This is a genomic window from Kitasatospora sp. NPDC001660, assembly GCF_053596725.1.
This window is the reverse complement of record NZ_JBSFGU010000039.1, coordinates 26,377-37,837: the sequence shown is the minus strand read 5'-3', so window position 1 is coordinate 37,837 and position 11,461 is coordinate 26,377. Positions and strand designations below refer to the sequence as shown.

Annotated in this window: 11 protein-coding genes; 2 read left to right on the top strand and 9 right to left on the bottom strand. The window is 72.8% G+C overall.

Annotated features, from left to right (window positions below):
* Nucleotides 1-173: 173 nt before the first annotated feature.
* From truB to rimP, 8 genes are all read right to left on the bottom strand, one after another.
* Entirely contained in the window at nucleotides 174-1,103 is a 930-nt protein-coding gene (truB, locus tag ACWCXH_RS30550) for a tRNA pseudouridine(55) synthase TruB (RefSeq protein WP_449804718.1), read from the bottom strand.
* 49 nt (nucleotides 1,104-1,152) lie between these two features.
* Nucleotides 1,153-2,259 carry a DHH family phosphoesterase gene (locus ACWCXH_RS30545; RefSeq protein ID WP_449804717.1) on the bottom strand — a complete coding sequence of 369 codons (1,107 nt, stop codon included), beginning with the start codon at nucleotides 2,257-2,259 and terminating at the stop codon, nucleotides 1,153-1,155.
* A 2-nt stretch (nucleotides 2,260-2,261) separates the two neighbouring features.
* The gene (rbfA, locus tag ACWCXH_RS30540) at nucleotides 2,262-2,705 is read right to left on the bottom strand and encodes a 30S ribosome-binding factor RbfA (RefSeq protein WP_270146897.1); all 444 of its coding nucleotides are present in this window, start codon (nucleotides 2,703-2,705) and stop codon (nucleotides 2,262-2,264) included.
* Between the two features lie 153 nt (nucleotides 2,706-2,858).
* On the bottom strand, nucleotides 2,859-3,155 hold the full coding sequence (locus tag ACWCXH_RS30535; RefSeq protein WP_153460710.1) for a DUF503 domain-containing protein: 297 nt from the start codon (nucleotides 3,153-3,155) through the stop codon (nucleotides 2,859-2,861).
* Nucleotides 3,156-3,306: 151 nt separating this feature from the next.
* The gene (infB, locus tag ACWCXH_RS30530) at nucleotides 3,307-6,417 is read right to left on the bottom strand and encodes a translation initiation factor IF-2 (RefSeq protein WP_449804716.1); all 3,111 of its coding nucleotides are present in this window, start codon (nucleotides 6,415-6,417) and stop codon (nucleotides 3,307-3,309) included.
* A 211-nt stretch (nucleotides 6,418-6,628) separates the two neighbouring features.
* Complete coding sequence (locus ACWCXH_RS30525; RefSeq protein WP_449804715.1) at nucleotides 6,629-6,877, bottom strand: YlxR family protein; 249 nt, start codon at nucleotides 6,875-6,877, stop codon at nucleotides 6,629-6,631.
* 128 nt (nucleotides 6,878-7,005) lie between these two features.
* Nucleotides 7,006-8,007: a transcription termination factor NusA gene (gene nusA, locus ACWCXH_RS30520; protein WP_449804714.1), complete on the bottom strand. Its 1,002-nt coding sequence runs from the start codon at nucleotides 8,005-8,007 to the stop codon at nucleotides 7,006-7,008.
* Nucleotides 8,008-8,061: 54 nt separating this feature from the next.
* The gene (gene rimP, locus ACWCXH_RS30515) at nucleotides 8,062-8,580 is read right to left on the bottom strand and encodes a ribosome maturation factor RimP (protein WP_449804713.1); all 519 of its coding nucleotides are present in this window, start codon (nucleotides 8,578-8,580) and stop codon (nucleotides 8,062-8,064) included.
* A gap of 285 nt (nucleotides 8,581-8,865) precedes the next feature.
* Between rimP and ACWCXH_RS30510 the strand changes: the two genes are divergently transcribed.
* Nucleotides 8,866-9,822: a ferritin-like domain-containing protein gene (locus ACWCXH_RS30510; RefSeq protein WP_449804742.1), complete on the top strand. Its 957-nt coding sequence runs from the start codon at nucleotides 8,866-8,868 to the stop codon at nucleotides 9,820-9,822.
* 168 nt (nucleotides 9,823-9,990) lie between these two features.
* Entirely contained in the window at nucleotides 9,991-10,899 is a 909-nt protein-coding gene (locus tag ACWCXH_RS30505; RefSeq protein ID WP_449804712.1) for an aminoglycoside phosphotransferase family protein, read from the top strand.
* Here the strand turns inward: ACWCXH_RS30505 and ACWCXH_RS30500 are convergent.
* Complete coding sequence (locus ACWCXH_RS30500; RefSeq protein WP_449804711.1) at nucleotides 10,872-11,453, bottom strand: GNAT family N-acetyltransferase; 582 nt, start codon at nucleotides 11,451-11,453, stop codon at nucleotides 10,872-10,874. The two genes, ACWCXH_RS30505 and ACWCXH_RS30500, sit on opposite strands and share 28 nt — an antisense overlap.
* Between the last annotated feature and the right edge of the window lie 8 nt (nucleotides 11,454-11,461).

Genomic DNA, 11,461 nt, shown 5'->3' with positions numbered 1-11,461 from the left:
CCTGTCCTCCCCCGTGAAACCGTCCCTCGCCCGACGCCCGGAGACCTGCCCGTCAGGAGGGCGAACCGACCACCCACGCGCCGTTCACCACCGGCGTTCACCTCGCGCGCTCGCCCGGACGAATGAACCCCCGCCGGAAAGATCCGACGGGGGTTCCACTCCACGACAGAGCCTCAGCCGACGAACACCGCCACCGGCTTCGCCTGCCCGCCCTTCTCCTCCACCAGCGCGAGGAAGCGCCCGTCCGGCCCGAACACCGCGATCGGCCCGTCCACGCCCAGCCCGGGCGCCTTGAGCCGGGCGCCGTGGGACAGCTTCTCGGCCTGCGGGGCGTCGAGGTCCCAGCGCGGGAAGGCGGCCGCCGCCGCGTCCGCGATCGGCAGCACCTCGAGCCCTGCGGCGGAGCCGCCGGTGACTGCGGCCTCGAGCTGCTCCAGGGTCCGCGCCGACTCCACCGAGTACGGCCCCACCTTGGTGCGCCGCAGCGCGGTCAGGTGCCCGCCGACGCCGAGCCCGGCGCCGAGGTCCCGGGCCAGCGCGCGGATGTAGGTGCCGGAGGAGCACTCCACGGTCACGTCCAGGTCGATCACCGGCGTGCCGTCCTCGGCGACCGCCGCGCGCTGCTCGTGCACGGTGAAGGAGTGGATCGTCGTCGGCCGGGCCGCGAGCTCGAAGTCCTCGCCCTCGCGCACCCGCGCGTACGACCGCTTGCCGTCGATCTTGATCGCGCTGACCTTGGACGGCACCTGCATGATCTCGCCGGTGAGCGCCGCGATCCCGGCGTCGATCGCCGCCCGCTCCACCCCGTCGGCCGGGGTGGACGAGGTGACCTCGCCCTCCCGGTCGTCGGTGATCGTGGTCTGGCCGAGCCGGATCGTCGCCTCGTACGTCTTGGCGGTGAGCATCAGGTGGCCGAGCAGCCGGGTGGCCCGCTCGACCCCGATCACCAGCACGCCGGTGGCCATCGGGTCGAGCGTGCCGGCGTGGCCGACCTTCCGCGTCCCGGCCAGCCACCGCAGCTTGGCGACCACCCCGTGCGAGGTGATGCCCTCCGGCTTGTCGACGATCACCAGGCCGTCCGGGCCGGTGCCTTTGCGCTTCATCGGGTTCTTTCTCTAAAACGGCATTCGCAGGCTGATCAACACAGCACCCTCAACGTACCGGCCGCAGCGCGGCCCGGAACCGCTCGACCACGGCGGCCACGTCCGCCCGGGCGCTGAACCCGGCCGCGTAGACGTGCCCACCGCCGCCCAGTTCGGAGCAGGCCGCGGCGACGTCCACCGCGCCCTTGGAGCGCGAGGAGCCGCGCAGCGTCCCGTCCGGGTCCTGCTTGAGCACCAGCGCCACCTCGGCCTCGGCCGGACGGCGCAGGATGTCGATCAGCCCCTCGATCTCCTCGATCGTGACGCTGAACAGCACGAGGTCCTGGTACGGCACCCAGGTCCACACCAGCCCCAACCCGCCCGCCGCGTCCGGCTCGTAGACCGCCCGGTCGAGGGCGCCCGCGAGCACCTTGAGGTAGCCGAAGGAGGAGGTGTCCCACAGCTGCCGGGAGATCAGGTCGTGCCGGATGCCGGTGGCCAGCAGCCGTCCGGCGAGTTCGTGGGTGGCGGGCGTGGTGGCCCGGTACTTGAACGAGCCGGTGTCGGTGGCGACCCCGGTGTAGAGGCAGGTGGCCAGGTCCTGGTCGAGTCCGACGCCGAGCCGCCTCAGCAGCTCGTCGACCAGCACGGCGGTGGCCGGCGCGGTCGAGTCGATCAACTGGTGGGTGCCGAAGCCGGGGTTGGAGGCGTGGTGGTCGAAGACCACCAGCACGGGCGCGGCGAAGGCCTTGTCGTGCAGCAGGCCGAGCCGGCTCTCGGCGGCCACGTCGAAGCAGAGCACCAGCTCGGGGACGTCCGGCACCTCGGCGGCCGGCACGATCAGCTCCTGGCCGGGCAGGAACGCGAGCGACTCGGGCACCACCTGCGGGTCGTCGCCGAAGGAGACCCGCACCTCGTGACCGAGCCCGCGCAGCGCCAGCCCGGCCGCCAGGGCGGAGCCCAGCGCGTCGCCGTCCGGGCAGATGTGGCAGATCAGGTCGATCGTGCGGGCCCGCCCGATCTCGGCCACCACGGCCTGCCAGACCAGCTCGAAGCCGCTCTCCTCGGCCCGCGGCCCGGGGAGCACCGAGCCCGGAAGCACCGCGAGGGCACCCTCCACCGCACTGGTGGAAGACGCCCCCGTGGTCGAACCGGCCTGCGCCGGCTCACCCGCCATGACTACTCGTCCTCGTCGTCACGCTCGGACGCCGGGACCCTGTACGGGTCCGCGTCGCCGGCGTAGGTCGCCCCCGCGGCCTGCGTGCGCACGGCTGCGTCGGAGGTCCGGGCCCGGTCGAGCAGGTCGTCGATGTTCCGGGCGTTCTCCGGCAGGGCGTCCGCGACGAAGGTCAGCGACGGGGTGAAGCGCACCCCGGTCTGCTTGCCGACCTCCGAGCGGAGCACGCCCTTGGCGCTCTCCAGCGCGGCCGCGGTGGCCTGGCGCTCGGTCTCGTCGCCGAAGACGGTGTAGAAGACGGTGGCCTCGCGCAGGTCGCCGGTCACCCGGGTGTCGGTGATGGTCACGAACCCGAGCCTCGGGTCCTTGATCCGCCGCTCCAGGGTCTGGGCGACGACCACCTGGATGCGGTCGGCGAGCTTGCGCGCCCTTGCGGTGTCGGTCACGTTGCCTCCTCGTGCAGTGGGCCCGGCACCCGGGCGAGCTGCATGCCCGTCGGGGCCCACGCCCCAAAGTACCGGCCCGCGCCCGGCCTTGCGGGCGCTCTGGGTCCTGATCTGTGTGAGAACGGCGACTTCCGCCGGCGGACTCCACAGGGGTCATTCGTCGTCGTCGTTGTGGTAGCGCCTCCTCGCGGCGAGGAGCTGCACCTCGGGGCGGCCGGCGACCAACCGCTCACAGCTGTCCAGGATCTCGGTGACGTACCCGGCGTCGCCGGACACCACCGCCAGGCCGATCTCGGCCCGGCGGTGCAGATCCTGGTTCCCGGTCTCGGCAGCGCACACGCTGTACTTGCGCTGCAGTTCGGCCACGATGGGCCGCACGATCGAACGCTTCTCCTTGAGCGAGTGGACGTCGCCCAGCAGCAGGTCGAAGGTGAGTGTTCCCACGAACATGTATGACAGGTCTCGCCGACCTGGGGGCCTCGGGGAGACAGCCCGGACTCGGGCTGACGCCGCGGAATTCGACTACCCCGGACCCTACACAGCGAGACCGGGGCCGGTCGACGGAAATACCACCCGTCGACCGGCCCCGGCAGCCGTCCGCTTACGCGCGCGGCTTCTCGCGCATCTCGTAGGTCTCGATGATGTCGTCGACCTTGATGTCGTTGAACGACCCGAGCGTGACACCGGCCTCGAAGCCCTCGCGGACCTCGGTCGCGTCGTCCTTGAAGCGGCGCAGACCCTCGATCGAGAGGTTCTCCGCCACGACCTTGCCGTCGCGCAGCAGGCGGGCCTTGGCGTTGCGGCGGATGATGCCGTCGCGGACCAGGACACCGGCGATGTTGCCGAACTTGGAGGAGCGGAAGACCTCGCGGATCTCCGCGGCGCCGAGGCGCACCTCCTCGTACTCCGGCTTGAGCATGCCCTTGAGGGCGTTCTCGATCTCCTCGATCGCCTGGTAGATGACCGAGTAGTACCGGACGTCCACGCCTTCCTTCTCGGCCGCGGCACGCGCACGGCCTTCGGCGCGCACGTTGAAGCCGATGATGATGGCGTCCGAGCCCATGGCCAGGTCGACGTCGGACTCGGTGATCGCACCGACGCCGCGGTGCAGCACCCGGAGCTCGACCTCCTCGCCCACGTCCAGCTTGACCAGGGCGTCCTCGAGGGCCTCGACCGAACCGGAGACGTCACCCTTGATGATGAGGTTGAGCTGCTCGATGGAGCCGGCGGCGATGGCCTTGTCCAGGTCCTCCAGGGACACCCGGACGCGACGCTGCGCGAAGGCGGCGTTGCGGTCGCGGGCCGAGCGCTTCTCGGCGATCTGGCGGGCGGTGCGGTCCTCGTCGACGACGATGAAGCTGTCGCCGGCGCGGGGCACCGAGGTCAGACCGAGCAGCAGCACCGGGCGGGACGGGCCGGCCTCGGTGAGGCTGTTGCCGTTCTCGTCCAGCATCGCGCGGACGCGGCCGTAGGCGTCGCCCACGACGATCGAGTCGCCGACGCGGAGCGTACCGCGCTGGACCAGCACGGTCGCCATGGCGCCGCGGCCCTTGTCGAGGTGGGCCTCGATCGCAATACCCTGCGCGTCCTGCTCGGGGTTGGCCCGGAGGTCGAGCGAGGCGTCCGCGGTCAGGACCACGGCCTCCAGCAGCTGATCGATGTGCAGACCCTGGCGGGCGGAGATGTCGACGAACATGGTGTCGCCGCCGTACTCCTCGGCCACCAGGCCGAACTCGGTCAGCTGGCCGCGGACCTTGGTCGGGTCGGCGCCCTCGACGTCGATCTTGTTGACGGCGACCACGATCGGCACACCGGCGGCCTTGGCGTGGTTGAGCGCCTCGACCGTCTGCGGCATGACACCGTCGTTGGCCGCGACCACCAGGATCGCGATGTCGGTGGACTTGGCACCACGGGCACGCATGGCGGAGAACGCCTCGTGACCCGGGGTGTCCAGGAAGGTGATCGGACGCTGCTCGCCGTTCACCTCGGTGACGACCTGGTAGGCACCGATGTGCTGGGTGATGCCACCGGCCTCGCCGGCCACCACGTTGGACTTGCGGATGGCGTCCAGCAGGCGGGTCTTACCGTGGTCGACGTGACCCATGACGGTGACGACCGGCGGGCGCGGGGCCAGCTGCTCGTCGCCGCCCTCGTTGGCACCGAAGTCGATGTCGAACGACTCCAGCAGCTCGCGGTCCTCGTCCTCCCGGCTGACGATCTCCAGCTGGAAGCCCATCTCGTCGGCCAGCAGCTGCAGCGTCGCGTCGGAGACCGACTGCGTCGCGGTGACCATCTCGCCGAGGTTGAACATGACGGAGACGAGCGCGGCCGGGTTGGCGTTGATCTTCTCCGCGAAGTCCATCAGCGAGGCGCCGCTCGACAGGCGAACGGTCTGGCCGTTGCCGCGGGGCAGCATCACACCGCCGACGGACGGGGCCTGCATGGCCTCGTACTCCTGGCGCTTCGCCCGCTTCGACTTGCGGCCACGCGCCGGACGGCCACCGGGGCCGCGACCGAAGGCACCCTGCGTGCCACCACGGGCACCCGGGCCACCCGGACGACCGCCGAAACCACCCGGACGGGCGCCGCCGAAGCCGCCGCCACCACCCGGAGCACCGCCACCCGGACGCGGACCGCCGAAGCCGCCGCCACCGGCCGGACGCGAGCCCGGACCGGCCGGACGACCCTGGAAGCCCGGACGGGCACCACCCGGAGCACCGGGACGGCCGCCGGGGCCACCCGGACCACGGCCACCCGGGCCGGGACGCGGGCCCGGAGCCGGACGCTGCGGCATCATGCCCGGGTTCGGACGCGGCATGCCGGACGGGGTCGGCCCGCCGGGACGCGGCGCCGCCGGACGCGGCATGCCGTCGGGACGGGGGGCGCCACCCGGACGGGGGGCACCGGCACCCGGAGCGGCCGGACGCGGCCGGTCACCACCGGGACGCGGCGCGCCGGCACCCGGAGCACCCGCCGGACGCGGACGGTCGCCACCCGGACGGGGGGCGCCGGCACCCGGAGCACCCGCCGGACGCGGCCGGTCACCACCGGGACGCGGGCGGTCGCCGCCCTGCGCACCCGGAGCACCCGGACGCCCACCCGGCGCGCCCGCACGGCGGTCGCCGGGGCGGGCCATGCCGGTGGCGCTGCCCGAGGTGAACGGGTTGTTGCCCGGACGCGGGCCGGCCGGACGCGGGCCCGGACGGGCAGCGCCGGAGGCCTGACCACTCGGGCGCGGGGCCTGAGCGGACGGACGCGGGGCGTCACCGGCCGGAGCCGGCGAGGAGAACTCGGCCGCGGGCGCGGCCGGAGCCGCCGGAGCGGCGGGACGCGCGGCCGGGCGCGGGCCCGGCGTCGGCGCACCCGGCTTCGCGGCGGCGGGCGCGGCCGGAGCCGCAGAGGCCGCAGGACCTGCGGCCGGGGTGGGACGGGGACCAGGGGTCGCGCTGGGGCGCGGACCCGGGGTCGGAGCACCCGGCTTGGGGGCACCTGCGGGGGAGGGCGCCGCGGTCTTCCGCGGGCCCGGCTTGGCAGCGGAACCACCACCGGTGGGGGCCACACCAAGCGCGTCAGTCAACTTGCGCACGACCGGCGCCTCGATCGTCGAGGACGCCGAACGGACGAACTCACCGAGCTCGGTGAGCTTGGCCATGACGGCCTTGCTCTCCAAGCCAAGTTCCTTGGCGAGTTCGTAAACCCGGACCTTAGCCACTTCACTCCTGTCTATGAGTCCGGGGGGTCTCGTCCGCCGGACTGTCGCTACTTCATGGGCGTACCCATCGCGTACTCATCGCGTACTCATCGAGTGCTCATCGCAATCTCGACCTACTTCCACATCGCGAGGTACCTGACTGGTGGCACGACACGCGGCTGCCCGCACGCCGTACTTGTTGCGGTGGTTCTCTTTCGCGGGCCCGAGAGCCTCAGGACTCCGGGTTGTCACCCGCCCGCTCCTCGATGAACCCGCGGAGCCGCTCCGTGTCGAGCGTGCCCTGGAGCCGGAAGGCCCGGGGGAACGCCCGACGGCGGACCGCGAGGTCGAGGCAGGCCGGATCGGGATGCAGGTGTGCGCCCCGGCCTGGCAGTGCGCCACGAGGATCGGGGACGCAGACGCCCTCGACCGCCGTGACACGCAACAGCTGGTGCTTGGCCGCGCGCTTGCGGCAGCCCACGCAGGTGCGTTCCGGGCGTGCTCGGACATGCGTCCGGCCAGACGAAGGCAAGTCTACCCCTCCGAAGGGACATGGCGCCGCCCCACCGGTCCCGGCAGGACCAGCGGGGCCGCCCGCTACAACACTGACTACCGCTCCGCGGATTCCTGGCCGCCGTCCTCGGTGTCCGGCCGGATGTCGATCCGCCACCCCGTGAGGCGGGCCGCGAGGCGGGCGTTCTGGCCCTCCTTGCCGATCGCCAGCGACAGCTGGTAGTCGGGCACGATCACCCGGGCGGAGCGCTGGGCGGCGTCGACGATCTCCACGCTGGTCACCCGTGCGGGGGACAGCGCGGCGGCGACCATCTCGCGGGGGTCCTCCGACCAGTCGACGATGTCGATCTTCTCGCCGTGCAGCTCGCCCATCACCGCGCGCACCCGGGAGCCCATCGGGCCGATGCAGGCGCCCTTGGCGTTCAGCCCGGCGCGGCGCGACCAGACCGCGATCTTGGTCCGGTGGCCGGCCTCGCGGGCGATGGCCGCGATCTCCACGCTGCCGTCCGCGATCTCCGGGACCTCCAGCGCGAACAGCTTCTTCACCAGGTTCGGGTGCGTGCGCGACAGCGTCACCGACGCCCCGCGGACACCGCGGCGCACCGCCACGACGTAGCACTTGAGCCGGGTGCCGTGCCGGTAGTCCTCGCCCGGGACCTGCTCCTGCGGCGGCAGGATGGCCTCCAGCTTGCCGATGTCGACCAGCACGTTCTTCGGGTCGTTGCCCTGCTGGACGACACCGGTGACGATGTCGCCCTCCTTGCCCGCGTACTCGCCGAAGGTCTGGTCGTCGGCGGCGTCGCGCAGGCGCTGCATCATCACCTGGATGCCGATGCTGGACGCGATCCGGCCGAAGCCGTTCGGGGTGTCGTCGAACTCCTTCGGCTCGACGCCCTCCTCCAGCTCCGCCGGGTCCTCCATCGCCCACACGGTGACGTGCCCGCTCTTGCGGTCCAGGTGCACCCGCGCGCGGCGGCGCGAGCCCTCGGTGCGGTGGTACGCGGTGAGGAGGGCCGACTCGATCGACTCGACCAGCAGGTCGAAGGGGATGTTCTTCTCGTTGACCAGCGTGCGCAGGGCACTCATGTCGATGTCCACGGCTACGCCTCCTCGTCTTTCGTCACATTCATCATGGTCCAGTGCGTGCGGCCGTCACTCCGCACCGTCGTCCCCCTCGTCGAGGAGCTCGTCGTCCTTGCGGTTGAACTCGACCTGGACGCGAGCCCGGGCCACCTCGGAGTACTCCAGGCGGCGCTCCTTCGGCCGGCCGCGGCCCTTCACCGGCTGCACCTCGACCAGCGCGCCGTCCTCGTCCGCCTCCAGCACCCGCGCGACGATCTCCCCGCCGTCGACCAGGTGGATCTTGGCCAGCCGCCCCTCCGCACGCAGCCAGTGCCGGGGCAGCGTCAGCGGACGCTCCGCACCCGGCGAACCGACCTCCAGCAGGTAGGGCTCGTCCCCCATCACGTCCGACTCGTCGAGGGCCTCGCCGACCACCCGGCTGAACTCGGCGATGGCGTCCATGTCCACGCCGCCGTCGGTGTCGACGTCGATCTGCACCTGTCGGCGGTTGCCCGCCTTGGTGACCTTGACGTCCTCCAGGTCCAGTCCGGCCTGTGCGGCCAGCGGCTCCAGCAACGCGCGCAGCCGGTCGGTGTGGGTGGTGCTCATCCGGGTGGACTCCTCGGCCGCGTCTGCTGTTGTCAGAAGGTCGCTCCGCGCCCCGACAGGGTCACGGCAGCTCGGCCCAAAGCCTAGCCGGTGATGCCGCGAACCACCGATTCCGGACCACACCACCCGGGCCGCCCGACACCCACTGCGAGCAAGGTCACACCCGTCCCAGGACCCCCAACCACCCCGGATCCCGGCCCGAAATCGTGGGGATTCTGTAATCATTCACGCCAACGAGGGCAGGCGGGGAGGCCGTCCTCCCGTACACGCCCCGGAGTGACACACATGCAGCCGCCCAGCCGACGGACCTTCCTGGCCCTCGGGCTGATCCTCACCGCCGCCGCCTGCACCACCACCCCTGACCAGGGGAAGCCCGCCGACGCCCGCCGCCCCGACCCCGACGAGCCCCTCCGCCGACGCGCCGTGGCCGCCACCGACACCCTGCTCGCGGCCTACGACGCCCTGCCCGCAACGCAGCTCCAGCCCCTGCGAGCCGAGGTGGCACAACACCGGGCAGCACTGGCGCAAACCCTCACGCCTTCCACACCCCCCACCCCCTCCACCACCACACCCGCAACCGCCGCCGCGCCCCCCACCACCGCCGAGCTGGCCACGCTCGAACGCCAGACCGCCCAGACCCACCTGGCCGACCTGGGCACCGCATCCCCCCAGCTGGCCCGACTGCTGGCGTCTGTCGCCGCGTCCGCCGCCGTGCACGCCACCGCACTCGGCGACACGACCGCGCCCGCCGGCTCCCCCTCCGCAACCCCGAGCGCGGCACTCACCCCCGAGGCGGTCACCGCGCTCCAGGGCGCCCTGAACGCCGAACACGCCGCCGTCTACGGCTACGGCGTGGTCGGTGCCAAACTCCCCGAGGACCAGCAGCGCGCCGACGCCCGAACGGCCTACGCCGCCCACCAGGCCCGCCGGGACGCGTGGCAGCGCCTCCTCACCGGAGCAGGAGCCACCCCCGGCGCGGCAGCCGCCGGCTACCAGCTCCCGTTCCCGGTCACCGACGCCCCATCGGCCACCCGCCTGGCGGCCCACATCGAGACCCGCCTCACCACGATCTACGCCGACCTGGTCGCCGCCGTGCCCTCACAACACCGCACCACCGCAGCCGACGCCCTGCGCGAAACCGCCCTACGCGCCCGCCACTGGGGCGCACCCCAAACCCCGTTCCCGGGCATCAACGACCAACCCCTCACACCCACCCCCTCCACCACGCCCCCAACCCCCTGAGGCGGGCGCGCAGGGCAAAGCCCACCCACCCGCAACCACCCCCGGAGCCGCCATCGGCACCACCTACCCTCCCGAATGCCCACCCCCGCGTCACTGACCTGCACTTTCGCCCCCATCCCCGACAATGGACAGGTAGCACCACGGGGGACCACCAACCGGAAGGCCGGCATGTCGGGAGCATCAGCACACATCACCGTCCCCACATGGCTGACACGCAGCATCGCCGCGAGCACCACCGGAGACGAGGCCCAGGCCTGGCTGGCGAACCTCCCCGCCCACGTGGCCGCCCACCTGGACCGCTGGAACCTCACCCTGGAGCGCGTCCTCGACCCGGGCGGCAGCCTCAGCCTCGTCGCCTACGTCCACCGCGACGACCTCTCCCCCGCCGTCCTCAAGGTCGGCCTGGTCACCCCGGAGACGGCCACCGAACACGCCGCGCTGTCCCAATGGGCCGGCCGCGGCGCCGTCCTCCTCCTGGACGCCGTCCCCGCCGAGGGGGTCCTCCTCCTGGAGCGCCTGCACGGCGACATCCCCCTACGGTCACTCGCCGAACCCAAGGCCATGCTGGAGGCGACCAGCCTCCTCCACCGCCTCTGGGTGCAACTCCCCGACCAGCACCCCTTCCCCACCCTCGCCGAGCGCCTCACCGAGAGGGCCCCCGCCCTCCCCACCCCGCCGGAGGCAGCCGCCCTCATCGCCGAGGCCCTGCAGACGGCGGACACCCTCGCAGCCTCCGCCACCGAGACGTTCCTCCTGCACGGCGACTTCCACCACGGCAACGTCCTCGCCGCCGACCGCGCCCCCTGGCTGGCGATCGACCCCCGCCCCCTCGCCGGAGAGCGCGCCTTCGACCTGGCCCGCCTCGTGCTGGACCGCGCGGACACCCTGGTCGGCTCCCCCGGCGCACCCGCCGCCGTCCGCCGCCGGATCCACCAACTCGCCGACACCCTGGAGGTGGACCAGGAGCGCCTCCGCGGCTGGACCCTCTACCGCGCGGTCGACCTCGGCCTGCGCGCCATCGCCGCGAAGCGCCAGGAGGACGCCGAGCTCTACCTGGAGTTCGCCGGCGCCGTCTGAACCCCGCCCGCACCGGGCCGCCGCAACGGCAACCGGGCCCCCATCACCGCGTACAGCCGGTCCGTGGCCGGGAAGCGCACCGCCCGCGCGAGGTCCTGGTACCCCAGGGACCGGTACAACCGCCGTGCCGGCGTCTCCGTGTCGATCGCCGACAGGATGCTCCGGTCGAGCCCCGAGCCCTCGCACAGCGTCCGGATCAGCCGGGAGCCGATGCCCTGCCCCTGCCACTCGGGCAACACGTGCAGCTCGGTGATGGCGAACACGCCGTCCAGCCAGTCCCCGTACCCCCGGGAGACCAGGTAGGGCTCGATGACGGTGCTCCACCAGTGCTCGCGCCGGTTGGGCATCCCGTACCCGAAGCCGACGAGCCGGCCGCCGCTCATCGCGCCGAGGGCGATCACCCCGGGCTGCTGGGCGTGCCGGCCGACGATGTGCAGCCGGACGGCGACCTCCTCGGGCGTGAGCCCGAACGCCACCGCCTGGACATCGAGCGCCTGCGGCGCCCAGGCCGCAAGATCGATGGCCTCGATCGTCACCCCGGTCAGCTGATCCATGCCCCGGA

Coding starts and splice junctions, on each gene's coding strand:
- ACWCXH_RS30510 (WP_449804742.1), top strand. CDS start 8,866: ATGCAGCCGCCCAGCCGACGGACCTTCCTGGCCCTCGGGCTGATCCTC.
- ACWCXH_RS30505 (WP_449804712.1), top strand. CDS start 9,991: ATGTCGGGAGCATCAGCACACATCACCGTCCCCACATGGCTGACACGC.
- ACWCXH_RS30500 (WP_449804711.1), bottom strand. CDS start 11,453: ATGGATCAGCTGACCGGGGTGACGATCGAGGCCATCGATCTTGCGGCC.
- ACWCXH_RS30545 (WP_449804717.1), bottom strand. CDS start 2,259: ATGGCGGGTGAGCCGGCGCAGGCCGGTTCGACCACGGGGGCGTCTTCC.
- rimP (WP_449804713.1), bottom strand. CDS start 8,580: ATGAGCACCACCCACACCGACCGGCTGCGCGCGTTGCTGGAGCCGCTG.
- truB (WP_449804718.1), bottom strand. CDS start 1,103: ATGAAGCGCAAAGGCACCGGCCCGGACGGCCTGGTGATCGTCGACAAG.
- ACWCXH_RS30535 (WP_153460710.1), bottom strand. CDS start 3,155: ATGTTCGTGGGAACACTCACCTTCGACCTGCTGCTGGGCGACGTCCAC.